Source organism: Puniceibacterium sp. IMCC21224, assembly GCF_001038505.1.
In the GTDB taxonomy this organism is placed as follows: domain Bacteria; phylum Pseudomonadota; class Alphaproteobacteria; order Rhodobacterales; family Rhodobacteraceae; genus Puniceibacterium.
The window spans coordinates 74,987-92,582 of record NZ_LDPY01000007.1 but is presented as its reverse complement, the minus strand read 5'-3'; the positions used below and the strand labels follow the sequence as shown (position 1 = coordinate 92,582).

General features: G+C 60.8%; 12 protein-coding genes and 2 pseudogenes. 12 read left to right on the top strand and 2 right to left on the bottom strand.

Annotated elements, in window-relative coordinates:
• Positions 1 to 196: 196 nt before the first annotated feature.
• The 7 genes and pseudogenes from IMCC21224_RS28770 (at position 197) to IMCC21224_RS25880 (ending at position 10,683) form a co-directional block, all read left to right on the top strand.
• Positions 197 to 1,840, top strand: a complete 1,644-nt coding sequence (locus tag IMCC21224_RS28770) for a hypothetical protein (RefSeq protein WP_053079233.1) — start codon at positions 197 to 199, stop codon at positions 1,838 to 1,840.
• Entirely contained in the window at positions 1,837 to 2,274 is a 438-nt protein-coding gene (locus IMCC21224_RS25905; RefSeq protein WP_047997895.1) for a hypothetical protein, read from the top strand. The genes IMCC21224_RS28770 and IMCC21224_RS25905 overlap by 4 nt, the downstream gene beginning before the upstream one ends.
• 157 nt (positions 2,275 to 2,431) lie before the next feature.
• Positions 2,432 to 2,770, top strand: a pseudogene (locus IMCC21224_RS25900) (hypothetical protein); the annotation flags it as partial.
• A gap of 105 nt (positions 2,771 to 2,875) precedes the next feature.
• Positions 2,876 to 3,505, top strand: a complete 630-nt coding sequence (locus IMCC21224_RS25895) for a hypothetical protein (protein WP_047998435.1) — start codon at positions 2,876 to 2,878, stop codon at positions 3,503 to 3,505.
• Between the two features lie 515 nt (positions 3,506 to 4,020).
• Positions 4,021 to 8,418, top strand: a complete 4,398-nt coding sequence (locus tag IMCC21224_RS25890) for a strawberry notch-like NTP hydrolase domain-containing protein (RefSeq protein WP_047998434.1) — start codon at positions 4,021 to 4,023, stop codon at positions 8,416 to 8,418.
• Positions 8,415 to 9,461: a toprim domain-containing protein gene (locus IMCC21224_RS25885; RefSeq protein ID WP_047998433.1), complete on the top strand. Its 1,047-nt coding sequence runs from the start codon at positions 8,415 to 8,417 to the stop codon at positions 9,459 to 9,461. The genes IMCC21224_RS25890 and IMCC21224_RS25885 overlap by 4 nt, the downstream gene beginning before the upstream one ends.
• 346 nt (positions 9,462 to 9,807) lie before the next feature.
• Positions 9,808 to 10,683 (top strand): DUF2493 domain-containing protein, encoded by an 876-nt coding sequence (locus tag IMCC21224_RS25880; protein ID WP_047998447.1) that lies wholly within the window; start codon positions 9,808 to 9,810, stop codon positions 10,681 to 10,683.
• 122 nt (positions 10,684 to 10,805) lie between these two features.
• Here IMCC21224_RS25880 and IMCC21224_RS25875 read toward each other — a convergent pair whose 3' ends face one another.
• A complete protein-coding gene (locus IMCC21224_RS25875) occupies positions 10,806 to 11,678 on the bottom strand; it encodes a LysR substrate-binding domain-containing protein (RefSeq protein WP_047998432.1) in 873 nt (290 codons plus the stop codon).
• A 93-nt stretch (positions 11,679 to 11,771) separates the two neighbouring features.
• On the opposite strand from IMCC21224_RS25875, the gene IMCC21224_RS25870 reads away from it, so the two are divergent.
• The gene (locus IMCC21224_RS25870; RefSeq protein WP_047998431.1) at positions 11,772 to 13,001 is read left to right on the top strand and encodes an MFS transporter; all 1,230 of its coding nucleotides are present in this window, start codon (positions 11,772 to 11,774) and stop codon (positions 12,999 to 13,001) included.
• A 213-nt stretch (positions 13,002 to 13,214) separates the two neighbouring features.
• On the opposite strand, the pseudogene IMCC21224_RS27605 reads toward IMCC21224_RS25870, so the two are convergent.
• A pseudogene (locus IMCC21224_RS27605) lies at positions 13,215 to 13,785 on the bottom strand (IS66 family transposase zinc-finger binding domain-containing protein); the annotation flags it as partial.
• Between the two features lie 549 nt (positions 13,786 to 14,334).
• Here IMCC21224_RS27605 and IMCC21224_RS25860 point away from each other — a divergent pair.
• The 4 genes from IMCC21224_RS25860 (at position 14,335) to repB (ending at position 17,478) form a co-directional block, all read left to right on the top strand.
• Positions 14,335 to 14,673, top strand: coding sequence for a DUF736 family protein (locus IMCC21224_RS25860; protein WP_047998429.1), 339 nt, complete (start codon positions 14,335 to 14,337; stop codon positions 14,671 to 14,673).
• A gap of 494 nt (positions 14,674 to 15,167) precedes the next feature.
• Positions 15,168 to 16,379, top strand: coding sequence for a plasmid partitioning protein RepA (gene repA, locus IMCC21224_RS25855; protein WP_047998428.1), 1,212 nt, complete (start codon positions 15,168 to 15,170; stop codon positions 16,377 to 16,379).
• Positions 16,376 to 16,504, top strand: a complete 129-nt coding sequence (locus tag IMCC21224_RS28880) for a hypothetical protein (protein WP_255348011.1) — start codon at positions 16,376 to 16,378, stop codon at positions 16,502 to 16,504. Before repA ends, IMCC21224_RS28880 begins: the two co-directional genes overlap by 4 nt.
• Positions 16,483 to 17,478, top strand: coding sequence for a plasmid partitioning protein RepB (gene repB, locus IMCC21224_RS25850; protein WP_047998427.1), 996 nt, complete (start codon positions 16,483 to 16,485; stop codon positions 17,476 to 17,478). Before IMCC21224_RS28880 ends, repB begins: the two co-directional genes overlap by 22 nt.
• The last annotated feature ends 118 nt before the right edge of the window (positions 17,479 to 17,596 follow it).

The following is a 17,596-nucleotide window of genomic DNA, read 5'->3' as shown; positions in this document are numbered from 1 at the left end:
ACCGCCAAGGGCACATTGCTGTTCCTGCGCCATTTCGGAGAGTTCCTGCACGATCGTATCGGTTCCGTCGAACTGGCGCGCGTCGACCAGCAAGTGCTGGACGCGTATCTGGCGCATCTGGGGCAGACGGCGCACGTTCATCGCAACAGATCCGCCTCTATGTCGATGTCCCCATCGACCTCCATCATTTTGGGCCATGGGTGACCGGGGCGGCATTCCCTTCCTGCCCTGGGGTGGGCGCACGGCAAGCAATGTCAGCGGTCGGAGCCGGACGAGCTCGGAGAACACCACGCCGCGCATCCCCGAACCGGTCATCGGCGCACTGCTCCACTGGTCGATGCGATACGTCGATGTCTTCGCTCCGGATATCCTCGCGGCGCGCGAAGAGCTGGATCGCCTTAAAGCCCGCGCTGCCCAGATTATTGCCGAGGATGCGCGCCAGACCCGCCACGAACGGTTTCGCTACCGTCTTCGCACCTGGCTCGAGGCCCGTCGGGCGGAAGGGCGGGGCGTGCCACTCTGGGAGCGCCGTCCAAACACCACCCGCGGTGTCCCCGATGTTAGGGAAGGCAACGCGTATAATTTCAGGCTGATGTGCCTTCAGATCGGCTGTCCTCAAACGGGGAACCTCAGTAGTTCCACCGCGACCGTGAGGATGCTGGACCAGATGGCGGGTGAGATGGGAACCGAGGTCGGCGGAATGGATACCCCGATCACCCTCGATCCCGATACCGGCCTGCCCTGGCGGGAGCGTTTCGACACGGACAGCCTGCCACATGAAGAGCAGATGCTGCAGGCGGCCTGCTACATCGTCTGCGCGTATCTGACGGGGATGCGCGACAGCGAGTTGCAGGACATGGAGCCGGGCTGCGTTTCGGTTGAACGCAGTGCTGACAACCTGATCGAGCGCTATCGGGTACGCAGCAACGTCTATAAGCACCGCGAGGCGGCGGGTGTTTCCGCCGATTGGATCACTATCGCGCCGGTCGCCCGAGCGGTCGATGCTTTGGAAGTCCTGTCACGGCGCGCACGCGGCGAGCGCGACCTGAGATCTCTTTGGGTCTCGTTGAAGCCTTGGGACTGGACGGCGGATTACCTTGCCGCGCAGGCGTCGCCGATCATCAAGATGTTCCGCGACGGTCTGGATGCAAAGGTCGCAAACCCGCCCGCAATTCCACATGTCGACGGACGCCCCTGGCATTTCAGCACCCGCCAGTTCCGGCGCACCATCGCATGGTACATCGCGAACCGCCCTTTCGGCGTGATTGCCGGAAAGATCCAGTACAAGCATGCCTCCGTGGCGATGTTCGAGGGCTATGCCGGTGCGCCGCACGGAGATTTTCGCCGGGCGGTCGAGCAGGAACGCGCCCTTGGCCAATTGGACGATGTGGTCGCCTATTATGAGGCCTACCTGCAGGGTGACGAGCCCGGCGGACCGGCTTCGTCCCGTCTCAAGCAGGAGTTCGACCACGTCCGGGACACCCTCGGTGATCTGCCCGGGCGCATCCTCGACCAGAAACGCCTTCGAACGATGCTGGCGCATCTTGGAAAGACGCTGCATGTCGGATTTCTGAACGATTGCTTCTTTGAGCCCGCCAGCGCCCTCTGCCTGCGGCCCGACGACAAGCCGGAGGCCCCGGTGATTTCGCGTTGCAGCCCTGACCGCTGCCCCAATTCCTGCCTGACCACGCGCCATGTCGCGCCCTGGCGGACCTCGATCGAGGAGGGCGAGCGCCTCCTGCAGGGCAACACCCTGTCGGCATTTCAGAAGGTCGCAATCGCGCAGGACAATGATCGAAAGCGCGGACTGATCGCGCACTTGGAGGACCCAAAGCTATGACATGGCCCGTCAGTCAGAAGACCGAAGACGCCTTGCGCGCCGCCATGAAGCGGCTGCTCGAAGGAGCCTCAGAGCATACCGACGGGCGCCTCAGTGTCGCCAATCTCGCGTGCGAGGCCGGCGTCAGCCGCGCCACAGCCAACCGGGCCACTGCCGTTCTTGCGGAATTTCGTGCGGCAGAGGCGCGGTTCCGGTCGGGATCAGTCGCAGGATTGAAAGCCCGTATCCGTGAACTCGAAGCCGAGCTGAGGGCCGCCCGCGGCGGCGAACTGGCAGAGCTGCGCGCGACCGTCAAAACCCTAGCGCAACAAATCCAGGTACTCGCGCTGAAGGGTGAAGAACAACGCCGCCTGATTGCGGTTCTTGAAGCACAGATCGCGCGGGCCGACCCGAAAGTCCTGCCGTTCAGTCCGCCGTCCCAGGGCGGCATCTGAAGTCATGATCAGGGAGAGGAAGAGGTGAGCTGGGTGGGGGTGAAACAGGGATAAGATAGAGAGGGAGCCCCCATGAATTGTCTCATCGATGCCACTCAGGAAAACCCCAATGATCGCAGGGTGTTTTCCTTAAGAGACAGCTTGACTGTCCAGATAACATGCCGTAGGGATCTATGATGCCGAACGGCTGTTTGGTCGCAGCCTGACCAACAGCGCGGGCCGGGTCGTCCCGATCCGCTGGATCGGTGAGCAACATGTGCGTGAAGACTGTCAGGGACGGATCCCGTCACTGGCGGACTGGCTCGGCCGCATTCAGCCCGAACCCTGGATGGCCAATGGCCGGATCGACAACGACCCGACGCAGATTGGCAGCGACCCGCGTGCGGCCTGGGTCGAGGCGGTTGCGGGTCACCAGACCATTCTCGGTTTCGAGGATTGGCTTCTGAAGGTCTCGGTCGAGCACGTCCGGCATCGCCAGAACCGCGCCGCCGCCTGATCCGCCGGGCGGCAAACTCACCAACCACCTGACCACGTCCCAATCGTCCCGCTCGAGCCCCAACCGGCTTGGCGGGTCGATTGCGTTTCAAGGAAGGAAATCGACATGCACGACCCCGTCTACGAGGAGATCCACCAGGGCCACACGATCAAGATCTACCATGACACGGATGCTGAGAGCCCGCGGGAGTGGTCCAATCTCGGTACGCTGATCTGCTGGCACCGGCGCTATCGGCTGGGTGACAGCCATCAGTACGACAGCCCTGAGGCGTTCCTGCGCGATCTTGCGGGCGTCTCGGATCAGAGCGATCTCCCGATGGATCAGCTGCGCGCCCGCGCCGAATGCAAGGCAATCATCCTGCCCGTCTTTCTCTATGACCATTCCGGCCTCGCGATGAACACCATCGGGTTTCACTGCCCTTGGGATTCCGGCCAGGTCGGTTTTGTCTACGTGACGCTCTCAGATGTGCGAAACGAATTCGGTGTGAAACGCGTGACCAAGGCCCTGCGCGAAAAGACTGAAGGCGTCTTACGTGGTGAGATCGTCGACTACGATGCCTACCTTGGCGGTAGTGTCCATGGCTATGTCATCGAGCAGGACGGCGAGGAGATCGACGCTTGCTGGGGGTTTGTTGGCGACTATGAGACGCATTGTTTGCCGGAGGCGCGGAATGCCGTTCCTCGGTCTGATCCACATGTGACACCCGCGATCGGCGCATTGACCGCCCATCCGTAGAATAAATCGCCGCCACACACCGGAACTATGGGCAGCACCCGATTGCGCGCGCGCATTGCTGCACTGCAGAAAAATCATAGCCCACCCATTGTGCGACTGCAGCATTGCTCCTATGTTCGCTCTTGTGATCGGTTCTCTCCTCCTCCCTGAACCGATCCGGAATAATCGGCGGCATCCACCTCCTCCCGGATGCCGCCTTTTTATTTGCAGATCCCCATTCTGAGTTCTTGCGATTTCTCCTCGTTGACCATTCGGTCCCCGAGCTTGCTGTGTAACGGGTCCGTTTCTTTGGAGGTGCCCAAAATGCAGGCACGGCCGTGTCCCAGCAGCCTGGCATGGGTTTGCGCGACAACGCCCACAGCGTCATCCCCAGATTTTGTGGATAAGTTTTCGCTGCCAAGACTTCAGTTTTCGAGGCCATGAAAGAGCGAGAGGCAGGGCGGGAGGGGTGACCCCTCCCGGGTGAGAGAGTGCGCGCGGGGCTCGGGGCCAACCCTCAACCCCGGAGATTGCCGATGAACGCTCACCCCCATTCCGTCCCTCTTGCGCCCGAGGCCGAGGCCCCTGCCCTGCCAGAGGCTCCGGGCTTCGCCCAACACCTGATCCAGGCTGCAAAAGCCCTCGTCCCCCTTTTCGAGGCAGGCAGGTCCATCGACGCCGCCGCCCTCCGCGCCGCGATGGAGGATGCTTTCGGTGCCAGCGACACCAGCGGTGCCTGGGTCTGGAAGGACGCCTATGAGGCCGCCGAGGTCGCCCAGATCCTGATGCTCTCGCGCTACGGCGCGCTGATGCAGCGCCAGGCGGTCTCGCCGCAGGCCTTCCTCACCATGATCGAACGTCTCGCCGGTCTGGCCCCGTCCCACACGCGGCGCTCCGAAGACAGCGTGCGCCTGCAACAATTTTCGACCCCTCTACCGCTTGCGGCCATCGTCGCGCAGGCGGCGGGGTTTCGGGATGACGACCTGGTGCTCGAGCCCTCGGCCGGCACCGGCATGCTGGCGGTATTTGGCCGGATTGCAGGTGCTCGCTTGGCGCTGAATGAACTCGCGGAGACCCGCCGCGCCTTGCTGAGACAGCTGTTCCCCGACGCCGCAGTCTCGGATCACGATGCCGCGTCGATCGACGACCGTCTCGATCAGTCGTTCACACCCACGGTCGTGGTGATGAACCCGCCGTTTTCGGCTGCCAACCATGTCGAAGGCCGGTTCCGGCAGGCGACCAGTTGTCATGTACTTTCCGCCCTCGCGCGCCTCGCGCCGGGCGGGCGCCTCGTCGTCATCACCGGCGAGAGCTTTCGCCCGTCCACCAAGAGCTTCCAGTCGACGTTTCAGCGGATTGGCCAGAGCGCTGACGTGGTGTTTTCCGCCGCCATCGACGGCGAGGTCTTCGCACGACACGGCACCACGATCGACACACGGCTGACGGTGATCGACAAGCGTGTGGCGGGCGAACAAGGGACCGCACCTATCGACATCGAGACCGCCTATCATCCGCTCTGCGCGACCACGGCCGATCTCCTCGCGTCAGTTCTGACCCACTGCCCGGAGCGCGGCAGCCCTCCGCCCTGCCCCACCAGCACGGCTTTGTCCGTACCGAAGCCCACGTCCCGCACGAACCTGCAGGCCCTGCGCAACGCCGCCCGCAAAGAAACCCGCGCCCTCGCCGAGGAACGTGCGAGGCATCCTTTCGACGACATCGAGACAGCCCCACTCGACTATCTTCCGAAGGCCTGGAGCGAACCCGACGGTGCTCTGCAAGACACGGTCTACGAAGCCTATGACCTGCAATCGATCCGGATCGATGGTGCGGCGGAGCATCCGACAGCTCTTGTGCAATCCGCCGCCATGGCCTCGGTCCCGCCGCCCGTCCCGACCTACCGCCCCGTCCTGCCGAAGACTCTTGTCGCCGACGGTCTCCTCTCCGCGCCGCAGCTCGAAAGCGTCATCTATGCGGGCAATGCGCATAAGACGCATCTCAAGGGCTGGTTCAAGCGCGGCGAGATCGAAGGCCAGCTCATGGCGGCGGCCGAGGGCGACGAAGATGCCTTCCGCCTGCGCAAGGGTTGGTTTCTCGGCGATGGCACGGGCTGCGGCAAGGGGCGGCAGGTCGCGGGCATCATTCTCGACAACTGGCTGCAGGGACGGCGACGGGCGGTCTGGGTCTCAAAGAGCGACAAACTGATCGAGGATGCGCGGCGCGACTGGATGGCGCTCGGCGGGCGCGAAAGTGATATCGTGCCGCTCTCGAAGTTCCGCCAGGGGAGCGATATCCGCCTCCCCGAAGGCATCCTCTTTGTCACCTATGCCACGCTGCGCTCGGCTGAGCGCGAGGGCAAAGCCTCCCGCCTCGACCAGGTGACGTCCTGGCTCGGCGAGGGGTTCGACGGGGTCATCGCTTTCGACGAAAGCCACGCCATGGCGAATGCCGCCGGCGAAAAGTCCGACCGCGGCGACAAAAAGGCTTCGCAGCAGGGCCTCGCTGGCCTTGCGCTGCAGAACGCCGTGCCCGATGCGCGGGTTCTCTATGTCTCGGCGACCGGTGCCACGGTCGTCGGCAATCTCGCTTATGCCTCTCGCCTCGGTCTTTGGGGTACCGGGGATTTCCCCTTCGTGACGCGGGCAGAGTTTGTCGCCGCGATGGAGGCCGGGGGCATCGCGGCCATGGAGATGATCTCGCGCGACCTGAAGGCGCTCGGACTCTATCTTGCGCGGTCCCTCTCCTATGCCGGGGTCGAGTACGAAATGCTGGTGCATGAGCTGACGCCCGCACAGATCGCGATCTATGACAGCTATGCCGACGCCTATCAGATTATTCACAACAATCTTGAGGCCGCCCTTCAGGCCTCGGGAATTTTGTCGGAGACCGGCACGTTGAATGCCCAAGCGAAATCCGCCGCGCGCTCAGCCTTCGAGAGCAACAAGCAGCGCTTCTTCAATCATCTCATCACCGCCATGAAATGCCCCTCGCTGATCCGCGCCATCGCGGCGGACCTGGCGGCGGGTCATGCGGCGGTCATCCAGGTAGTCTCGACCAGCGAAGCGGTGATGGAACGCCGCCTCGAGGATATCCCACCCTCCGAGTGGGATGATCTTCAGGTCGACTTCACGCCAAGGGAGGCGGTCATGGAGTATTTGATGCACAGCTTCCCAACGCAACTCTTCGAGCCCTACACGGACGAGAATGGCGATCTGCGCTCGCGCCCGGCCCTCGATGGCGATGGCAATCCGATCATCTGTCGCGAGGCGGAGCGGCGGCGGGACGATCTGATCGAGCATCTTGGGGCCCTCGCCCCGGTGCAGGGCGCGCTCGATCAGATCCTTTGGCATTTCGGCGGGAACGCCGTGGCCGAGGTCACGGGGCGTAAACGACGCATCGTGAAGACACGTGAGGGGCGGCTCAAGGTCGAGAACCGCCCAGCCTCCTCCAACCTTGGTGAGACGCAGGCCTTCATGGATGACGCCAAGCGCATCCTGGTATTCTCTGACGCCGGTGGCACGGGTCGCAGCTATCACGCCGACCTCGGGGCGAAGAACCGGCGCTTGCGGGTGCATTACCTTCTTGAACCCGGCTGGAAGGCAGACAATGCGATCCAGGGGCTTGGTCGCACCAATCGCACCAACCAGGCGCAGCCACCGCTCTTCCGTCCCGTTGCCACAGACGTGAAAGGTGAGAAGCGCTTTCTCTCCACAATCGCGCGCCGCCTCGACACGCTTGGTGCTATCACCAAGGGGCAGCGCGAGACCGGCGGACAGAACATGTTTCGTGCCGAGGACAACCTCGAGAGCCCCTACGCACGCGCGGCGCTGCGGCAGTTCTTCTACAAGCTGCGCGCGGGCAAGATCGAGGCGTGTTCCTATGTGAAATTCCAGGAGATGACCGGGCTGACGCTCGATGAGGCGGATGGCACGATGAAAGAAAATCTGCCGCCAATTCAGCAGTTCCTGAACCGCTGCCTCGCGCTCCGGATCGATATGCAGGACGCGATCTTCGAGGCCTTCGGCGGGTTCCTCTCGGCCATCATCGAGGACGCGCGTCAGGCAGGCACGCTCGATGTCGGCCTCGAAACCCTGCGCGCCGAGAAATTCGAGATCGTCGATCGCAAGGTCATCTTCGAGCATGACGCGACGGGCGCGACGGCGACTGCCCTGACCGTGGAGCGCACAGATCGCAATGATCCGCTCACCCTGCCCCGCGTCAAAGCAATCTGCGCTGACACGAAAGGCGCGACGCTGTGCTGGAACAAGACCTCCAAGCGCGCGGCACTGATGGTGACCGTGCCGGCCTTCATGGATGAGGACGGTGTGCCGATCCTTCGGGTGAAGCTCCTGCGGCCCATGGCGACTGAGATTCTCGCGCTTTCCGAGTTCTCGAAATCGCACTGGGAAGAGATCGATGATGCGATGTTCGAACAGCTCTGGCGGGCCGAAGTCGACGCCGTGCCGGAGTTCACCACCTCGAAGATCACGCTGATCTGCGGGTTGCTCCTGCCGATCTGGGACCGGCTGCCCGCGGACAACATGCGCATCTATCGCCTGCAGACCGAGGATGGGGAGCGCGCCATCGGCCGTTTGGTCAGCCAGGAGCAGCTTCTCAATGTCTACGCGCGGCTCGGCCTCGATTGTCAAATCGAGATGACACCGCAGGAGGTCTTCGCCGCGGTGATGGACGCCAGGACGACCCTCAGCCTGCTCGGTGGTTACCAGCTGCGCCGGTCCCTGGTCATGGGACAGCCGAGGCTTGAACTGATCGGTGCGTCGGGCACGGCCCTGCCCGAACTGAAGGCAATGGGCTGCTTCACCGAGGTGATCCAGTGGAAGACGCGGGTGTTCATTCCGGTGGACGGCATCGAGGTGCTGGGACGGGTCCTTGCCGCGCATCCGGTCGGCGCAAGCGCCGCGGATGCCGCCGCATGAACGCGCGGCGCAGCATCGCAGATCTCTCGGCCGATCTGGCAGACCGCGCCGAGAGCTTCTGCCGCCAGTATTTTCCCGAAGGCCGCAAGCAGGGCAACTATTGGCAGGTTGGCGACACCTCTGGCGCAAAAGGGCAGAGTCTCGCGATCCGACTGCAGGCGGAAGGCTGGCGCAAGGCTGGGTCTTGGCAGGACTTCGCGACGGGTGAATACGGCGACCTGATCGACCTGCTTCATGAACGGCTCGGATCGGTTACGCTGAAGGAAACCCTGAGGGAGGCCCGGTCCTTTCTCGGTGAGGGCCCCTGCCCTGCCGCACCTCGTGAAACCCAAAGGGCTGAGCGACCGGATGCTGCCTCCAGCAAACGCATCGCGCGGGCGCGCAAACTCTTCTCCGCAGGCAAGCCGGTGCTTGGCACATTGGGCGCCACCTATCTGCAAGGTCGCGGGATCACGCGTCTTGGCCCGGCCCTGCGCTATCACCCGCGGGTCTTCCTGCGGCAGGGCGAAGACGACGCCAATCCGCCACAAAGGGCCCCTGCCCTGCTGGCTAAGATCACTGACAATCGGGGCCAGATCACCGGATGCGCAAGGGTTTTTCTCGACCCGTCCACCGGCGGTCTGGTTGCGATCGAGAGCCCGAAAAGGATCCTTGGACATCTGCACGGGCATGCCATCCGCTTCTGGTCCGGCACCTCTCGTAGCGATCTCATCGTCGGCGAAGGGCTCGAGAACGCCCTCTCGATCGGCACGGCTCTTCCTGAATTCAACTTTGCCTCCTGTCTCACCGCCACCCATCTCGGCCTCTTCATCCCGCCGCCGGGGATAAAGCGCATCTGGATCGCGCGGGACAATGACGAAGCTGGACGTAACGCATCAACGAAATTGCGTAACCAGCTGGAATCGCTTGGAATTGCATGTGGCGGCCTCGTGCCGGCCATGGGGGATTTCAACGACGATCTGCGGGCATTTGGCAAAGATGCGCTGCGCCGGTCCCTGTTAGGGGCCATGAAAGCACAAGGTCTGGAGATTGAGGATGGGTGACCGCCAACTTCCTCAGCGAAGTCCGAAAGGGCGAAGGTTCTGCTGGTTCGATCTGATCCCGTTTGGAAAAGGGGAGCGATGGACCGGCGGGTCGGGGCTGAGTGCCCCTCGCCCGGGCAGCAATGCGCCCCGAACCAGAAAATTCCCCTGCCCCACCACATGACCGTGGCGGGCCATTCCTCGCGGGAACAATTTTCCGGCCCTGGGCGCATTCTCCGCTGCGCTCCGATCCTGACGGATGCGGCCCGGCCGCCGCCGGTCCTGTTATCGCCCCATCCAAATCGGGTCAGATCAAACAGAGGAACCAGACGATGCCCCATCAGACAGACATCCCGAGGAGACCGGCGTGACCTCCGCCATCCTCGACCACCTCGCACTTCATGGCGCAACACCAGGACCCGGCGAGACCGATCATCGCCCCCTGCCCCAGCCCGACGAGGTCGAGCTCGCCATGGCGACGCTCTTTGACACCACCACCGGTCTCCTCACTGGCAGCCAGTTGGAAGACAATCTCGAGGAGGTGCTGTGGTCCCTCACCTCGATCTTCCATCGTCGGCTCACCCACATTCAGAAACTGCTCGATGACAACGAATTCGAGGTCCGGGAAAGTTTGGGCGTACAGGACGGCTCCGAGGTCGCCTCGGTCGAGCTCGAGCGCCTCCAGATGATCGGGCTGAAACTCTGGGACCATCGTGACGCTTTCGAACAAATGCGCGATCTGGCCGTGGACCACTTCTCGGCCGCCACCGGCTCGCCTTGGCTGCCCCGCACCGGATCCAAGGTTTCCCATCGCGGCCTCACCTCCGCCGTGGTGGACAGTCGGGCCTATCTTTCCGCCAAGCGTCGGAAGGAGACCGAGGTGCACTGCCCCGAAGGCACACGGATCGCTTTCTCGGGCGGGGATTATCACGCCTATGATCTGATATGGTCCGTCCTCGACGCCACCCATGCAAAATACCCCGACATGGTGCTGCTGCACGGCGGCACGCCCAAGGGTGCAGAAATGATCGCGGCCCGTTGGGCAGATACCCGTGGCGTCACCCAGGTGGTCTTCAAGCCCGACTGGAAGAGCCACGGCAAGGCCGCCCCGTTCAAGCGCAACGACAAGATGCTCGAGACCATGCCGCAGGGCCTGATCGCTACACCCGGTTCAGGCATTACCGAGAACATCGTCGACAAGGCCCGCAAGCTCGGCATTCGTATCAAGAGGATCGGGGCTTAGGCCCCGGTACATTCCGACGTAGCGGTTCGAATGCGGACATCGGATCTGAGTCGTGCCAATGACCGCTCAGCGGGATAAGTGTGATTTCGCTGCGGTTGCTCCAAAGGCAGCTTTAGAACTAACTATGAGCTCAGGTCCTTTTTGAGCCACTTGACAAAGGTTGAGACTGCCGGTCTTTCGAGCGTCTCGGCAAGTGCGACAGCATAGTATGCAAATGCTGTCGGCCATGCGGCATTCAATGCTCGCACCAAATGCCCTGAGGCTAAGCCTTCTTTCACATAGACATCGTTCAGCAATGCCAATCCTTGACCGTCGATCACTGCTTTAACCGTCAAAAAGTCGTTGCCATACTGTGTGCCGTAGGCCGCGCCGCTGGCGTCAATGCCCTGTGCCTCAAACCAGATCGACCAATCCTTTCCTGTGGAATCGGGCAACAATCTATACCGCAGACAGTCAGATGGCGTTTCAAGCGGCCCAAGGCGTTCCAATAGTTTCGGACTAACGACAAGGATCAGCTCTGGAGAGCATAGCCATTCGGACCGCAGGCCCGGATAGGTGCCAAGACCATGGCGGATCGCCAGATCAACGGGCTCCGATTTGAGGTCAACCAATCGGTCTTCGGTTTCGACCGAGACTTTGATTGCTGAATGCGCTTCAGAAAATCGTCCCAGGCTGGAGACAAGCATGGTGTGGGCAAAGGTCGCAGATGCGCTGATCCGCACCGTGTGGCCATGCCGGGCAAAGTTCTTTTGGTGTGCGGCCTCAATCGTCGAAAACGCCGCGCTGACATCTGATTGAAGCGCAAGCCCTGCCGCCGTGAGTGTGATCCCATTTTTGCTTCGGGTGAACAGGCGCACCCCGTGACGCTCCTCGACTGCACGGATGCGTTGACTGATTGCACCCGGCGTCACGCCAAGTTCATGCGCGCCGTCCTGCATCGCGCCTGCGCGTGCGACGACGTGGAATGTGTAGAGGTCCTGGATGCGTATTGCCATTCTTCACTTTAGATCAGCTAAAGTTATTTGACCAGTTTCTCGTTCGTCAAAACGCAAGTTACGTGGCATTTCGCGAGGACAAGGAGATACACCATGTCAGCAACCACATCCGCCCAACCACGCCAGAACTGGACCGTTGTCATCTTCGGGTTCCTGGCACTGTCGCTCGCCTTCTCCAGCCGAGCCGCCCTTGGATTGATCATGCCTGTTTGGCAAACGGAGTTCGGGTGGACCAGTAGTTATATCTCTAGCGTCGGAGCGGCAGCGCTCTTGATTATGGCTATTGTTGCCCCGTTTGCAGGGCGCTTGGTGGATCGTCTCGGATCGCAGTTCACACTCAACCTGGGCATGGGATTGCTAGGGGTCGGCTGTGCAATCGTGGCACTGATGAACGGCAAGCTGATGTTCGTCATCGGCTTTGCCGGGTTCTGTGCCATCGGCTTTGGAATTGTCGCGACCCATGTTGTGGCCACGGCAGTCGCCCGCAGCTTTTCCGACAATCAGGGGCTGGCGACAGGGATTGGCACATCGGGTGCGACGGGTGGTCAATTTCTTATCGTCCCTTTGATCGCAGCGCTATTGGCATTTGCAAGCTGGCGCTGGAGCTTTGGTGCCTTATCGCTTGCGAGCCTCGCGTTGATCCCATGCATTCGGATGAGCATGCGACCAGATATGTCATCAAACGAAGCCGAAGGGCGAAAAGACGACCCGTCAACAATGCGGCAGGACTTCACCTCAATTGTACGACAGCCTGCCTTTCATCTCCTGTTTTGGAGCTTTCTGATTTGTGGGTTTACGACGACTGGCGTCGTTGAAACACATTTGCTGCCCTTTGCGGCATTCTGTGGATTTCCACCCATTCCAAGTGCAACCGCCTATGGTTTGCTGTCCCTCGTCAACCTCATCGGCATGATAGCTGCCGGTTGGCTCACGGATCGTGTCAATCGTCCGATGTTGCTGGCAGCAATATACATGCTGCGGGCGCTGACATTCATCCTACTCGGCAGCATTCCCGGAACATCTATTGAAATGCTGTTCTTGTTCGCCGTTCTGTTTGGCGCGGTCGACTATTCGACAGTTCCCGTCACGGCCAGTTTCGTCGCGAGCCATGTTGGGATCAAAACGATGGGTCTCGCTATGGGTTTGATCTCTGCGGGCCACGCCCTCGGCGGGGCAATGGGTGCGTTCGCTGGCGGCTATGTCTTTACCGCGACACAGACCTACACCCTTGTCTGGACAGGCTCAGTTTGGTTGGCAGTCGGGGCCGGAGTGTTGGCGCTGTTTTTGAAAGCACACCCAATAACCAAAGCTGCGGCATCTTGAAATGCGGACATTCAGTCGCTTCGCAACATCCGGTAAAGTGGGCTCTGAGCCGCCATTCGCCGCGCAAACTCTCAATGTCCGCATCGGAGTGTAAGCGCCACGCCGATCCCCTCCTGCCGCGCTGACGCTGGCTGACCTCGCTGCCTGAAAGACCGAGCCTTCACACGCCCGGAGCACGCTGCCAGGGAATTTCCACAGCATTCGCGACACGACCTGGCGGTAAAAAGGAAGGTGGTCGCCGAACTTGGCCACCATGACCTGCGCGATCAGCGCTTCGGTGGGCAGTCCGCCGGGCACGACATGTTCCGGCGCATGCGCCGGAACAGCGCCGGCAGGCATATCTGGGGCACCGGGTGACCAGCACGCGGAGCTGGGCAGGCACCACGTCCAGCCGTTCGGAGACGTCTTCTCCGATTCTGGCCATCTCGCCGCAACCGCAGGGACAGAGCGTGCTTCGGGGCTCGATGACCCGTTCGATCCGGGGCAGGTGTTTCGGGAGGTGGCCGCGGTTGCGCTTCGGGGTGCCGCTTTCGGCTGCACCTTGCCCCTTCAGGGCGCGTCGCGCCTTCTCCTGCGCCGCGTCCAGCACGCCCTGCGCCAGTTCCACATCTTCGAGCGGAAGGTTGAACTGCTCCGGATCGAGCTTTTCGGATCTCCGCCCGAACCTCTCCGCCGCGATCCGCGCCCGTTCCGCCTCGCTACGCATGCGCCGGCCCGACCGCCCTTCCAGAACCTCGATCCTGCCCGCGTAGCCATCCGCTGAGCCGTCTAAAGAGCCGTCCATTTTGCCGTCCTATCCTGTCTCACCTCGACAGAAGGACTCGCACAGCCAGCGTCAGCGCGGCAGGAGGGGATCGGCGTGGCGCTTACATCGGAGTCTGACGCCTCATCCGATCTTGGCGTGTTTGTCTAGTCACCTATCCAACGGCGTCGCCCATGGCGCACCAGCAACAACTTTCTGGTTCGTTTGGCCTTGGGGTGATGCGTCGAGGCCGGGTCTTGGTCCAGAGTGTGCGAACAGTCGGATACACTCCGGCAAGAAGTTGGGTACAGCATCGACCGCAGTTCAGCTACATCTCCCTCGGCTGTTCACCCATCTTCCTTCGCGGCCTCCGCGCTTCTCCCGATGTCTGAGTTGCATGACATGCTGGTCGCAGCTGTCGTCCCGTCCACAAAGTTGTCGCCGATCTTTTTCCCCTGACCCTGCGGGTCATTCCGCGCGGGTCAAAAAGACCGGCGCCTGCCCCTCTCCGCTGCGCTTCGCCTTCGGTGTGGCCGGGCCTTGGCCAGCTGCAAGGTGACCATCATTGCAACGCAAACAAGGAGAAGAGCAATGACCACGAACTGCATCAAATTCACCAGCGCCGACATCGTAACCGCCAAGGGCGTCGGCTCCATCTCGACCCTGACCTTCGACCTCGACATCACGGTCGAACCCGTCGCGAGCACGAACCCGATGGCTCCCACGCACCGCGTCCTCGGCCGCTCCCCGCGCGGCAAGCTGGTCGAGTGCGGCGGCATCTGGAAGAAGCAGAACAAGGAGACCGGCGCCGACTACTACACGCTGACCATCCGCGACCACGGTTTCAACGCCAACCTCGGCAAGGCCGCGAACCAGGACGATCTGTCCCTGCAGGCCATCATCCCCTGGGGTCCCAAAGACGCCGTGTGACGCAAAGAATCGGCTGGGGCAACCCAGCCGACTTCTGCTGCCTTCCTTGCCCCTGAAGCGACTTGGTTATTTGTTGGTCTGCCGTGATTGAAGAGCGGAACGGCGGCAAATGATCATAGCCCGTTTGTAAGGCCCGGCCGATACTGTTCGTTTTGGCACCCTAGGTTTCGCGGTACTGTCGGGCGTTTCGAGTCCTAGATCTGCATGTGTTTTGACAGCCGTGCATTCGCATAAAATCAATACGAAACAAATGGTTACAGAGGAATCGCCGCGATGCATGACCCAATATCTGCGGCGAAGATGTCGCTATTATCCCTATATATTGAGTCGCGGCGTTCCGTGATCGCTACAGCTTGTCGCCACATCTAAACCGCCTGGTGCGTCGAGTAGGTTCGAACTTCCGGGCAAAAATCGTTGTTAAGACTCGTTTTTCCGTGTAGATGACACTTTAAAGAGCGAAATCGCTGAAAAAGCGATATTTAGAGGGCAGGCGGATGCGAGATAGGTCATTTACGGCTGATACGAAGGATCAACCCTTCGACGAGATCATCCTTCAGCAGGGAGAGTTGATTTCTGACCGTCTCAATATGTTGCGGCAGGAACAGTATCCTCCAGATGCCCAGAAAGGTCTACGCCAGTTTTCGCTTGCGGAGGTTGCGTACTACCTTGGCGTAACCCAGTCGACTATCAAGAAGCTTCACCTCGAGGGCAAAGGCCCCGAGCCTGAAACGTCGTCATCCGGAAGGCGTAGCTACTCTGCGGAGCAGATGCTCGAGCTGAGAGCGTATCTGGACAAGCATGGTCGGCCCGGCAAGCGTCGATATGTGCCCTACCGACAGCCAGGTGAAGAGTTGCACGTTGTGTCTGTCGTGAACTTTAAAGGGGGCAGCGGAAAGACCACCACCGCAGCTCATCTCGCTCAGCATTTGGCGCTGAAGGGGCATCGCGTTCTTGCGATCGACTTGGATCCTCAAGCTTCGCTAACAGCTTTGCACGGTATTCAGCCTGAACTCGACAACGTGCCTTCGCTCTATGAGACACTCCGGTATGATGACGAGCGCAAGCCCATCTCCGAAGTGATCCGACCGACAAACTTTCCAAATCTGGATATCGTTCCGGCAAGCCTTGAACTGCAAGAGTACGAATATGATACCCCGGTTGCACTGACAAGCAGCGACCCCCATGAGGGCCGTACCTTCTTCACTCGGATATCCAAAGCGCTTGGCGAGGTGGATGACCGCTATGATGTGGTCGTAATCGATTGCCCCCCTCAGTTGGGCTACCTGACGCTCACCGCTCTGACGGCCTCCTCTTCGGTAATTGTGACGGTCCATCCTCAGATGCTGGACGTCATGTCAATGAGCCAGTTTCTTCTGATGCTGGGCGGGATAATGAAGACGATCCGTGATGCTGGAGCAAACATGCGCCTGAAGTGGTTCCGTTACCTCGTAACGCGATTTGAACCGACGGACGGCCCCCAAAAGCAGATGGTCGGGTTCCTCCAGGCAATGTTTCCAAATCAGATGCTGTCGGCTCCGGTGTTGAAATCGACCGCGATATCCGACGCAGGGATCACGAAGCAGACGCTCTACGAAGTCGAGCGATCCCAGTTCGTCCGGACCACCTATGATCGCGCTGTTACTTCTTTGAACGACGTGAACGACGAGATCGCTGAGCTGATCCACAAGGCTTGGGGGCGGGAATGACCGACATTTTGACAGCCGTGCAGATCATCGATTTTGACAGCCGTGCAACTGATCGGATGAGCCCTGAGCGTGGGCTGGATCGCGAAGCAAAGGAGTTAGCTCGATGGCTCGAAAAGATCTCCTGAAAAGCGTCATGAGCGGTTCCTCGGAGCAACCCAAGGATTCTGGCCGCTCTGGATACGCAATGCGCGGTGCTTCGAAGTCGATGAAAGTTTCAATCGACAGCCTCGCGGAGAACTCGAAGCGTCTCCTCGAAGGGGAAACGATTGTCGAAATCGATCCACAATTGATCGACGTGTCCTTTGTCTCGGATCGCCTCAGTGATGACGATCAGGCGTTCGATGAACTGAAGGCATCGATCGCTGCCGGCCGCCAGGACACACCAGTATTGCTTCGCCCGCATCCGGAATTAGACGGCCGCTATATGATCGTCTTCGGGCATCGCCGTGTGCGAGTTGCATCGGCGCTCAATCGTAAGGTTCGCGCTGTTGTCAAACCAATGGACGATGTGGCGCACATTCTTGCTCAAGGGCAGGAAAATACGGCGCGCGCGGACCTATCGTTCATCGAGAAGGCCCTGTTTGCGAAGATTCTCTTGGATATGGGGCAGGCAAAGGATGTTATCCAGGCTGCGTTGACCATTGATGGGACACTGCTTTCGCGCATGCTGTCGGTGGCTCAGAACGTTCCGCGGGACGTCATCGAGCAGATTGGCCCAGCCAAGCAGATCGGACGGGATCGTTGGGAGGATTTCAAGAAGCTGGCTTTGGAGCCTGCAAATGACAAGATCCTGAAAGAAGCCTTGGATTTTGACGGGTTCCAGAATCTCGATAGTGATTCTCGTTTCGAGTTCTTGCACAGCAAACTGGCAGAAGCAGGCAGGGCTCCGAAGCGCCGGAAAGCACGCGCTACGCCCAAGAAACGCACCTGGACCGCCGGCAAAGGCCGCATCAAAGGCGTCATCGGCCGGTCCGGTAAGGCATTCAGTATTTCGCTCACGGCGCAAGATTCAACCGAGTTCGGAGACTTTCTCTCCGGTCGACTGGATCAGCTCTACAGCGAATTCCTCGCGACAAAAGAGGAGCAGTCGGAACGATGATCTAGGCAAAAGAAAAGCCCCCAAGCAGCGTGGCCTGAGAGCTAATCTGAAAAGTTTGGTCACTTAGAAGATACCTCTCCCACGAATCACTGTCAACGACGAACGCTTTTGAGCGAAC

Excerpts from the sequence above, each read along its gene's own strand:
- IMCC21224_RS25870 (WP_047998431.1), top strand. The coding sequence starts at position 11,772 with ATGTCAGCAACCACATCCGCCCAACCACGCCAGAACTGGACCGTTGTC.
- IMCC21224_RS25875 (WP_047998432.1), bottom strand. The coding sequence starts at position 11,678 with ATGGCAATACGCATCCAGGACCTCTACACATTCCACGTCGTCGCACGC.
- repA (WP_047998428.1), top strand. The coding sequence starts at position 15,168 with ATGCGAGATAGGTCATTTACGGCTGATACGAAGGATCAACCCTTCGAC.
- IMCC21224_RS25890 (WP_047998434.1), top strand. The coding sequence starts at position 4,021 with ATGAACGCTCACCCCCATTCCGTCCCTCTTGCGCCCGAGGCCGAGGCC.
- IMCC21224_RS25895 (WP_047998435.1), top strand. The coding sequence starts at position 2,876 with ATGCACGACCCCGTCTACGAGGAGATCCACCAGGGCCACACGATCAAG.
- IMCC21224_RS28770 (WP_053079233.1), top strand. The coding sequence starts at position 197 with ATGGGTGACCGGGGCGGCATTCCCTTCCTGCCCTGGGGTGGGCGCACG.
- repB (WP_047998427.1), top strand. The coding sequence starts at position 16,483 with ATGGCTCGAAAAGATCTCCTGAAAAGCGTCATGAGCGGTTCCTCGGAG.
- IMCC21224_RS25905 (WP_047997895.1), top strand. The coding sequence starts at position 1,837 with ATGACATGGCCCGTCAGTCAGAAGACCGAAGACGCCTTGCGCGCCGCC.
- IMCC21224_RS25885 (WP_047998433.1), top strand. The coding sequence starts at position 8,415 with ATGAACGCGCGGCGCAGCATCGCAGATCTCTCGGCCGATCTGGCAGAC.
- IMCC21224_RS28880 (WP_255348011.1), top strand. The coding sequence starts at position 16,376 with ATGACCGACATTTTGACAGCCGTGCAGATCATCGATTTTGACAGCCGT.
- IMCC21224_RS25860 (WP_047998429.1), top strand. The coding sequence starts at position 14,335 with ATGACCACGAACTGCATCAAATTCACCAGCGCCGACATCGTAACCGCC.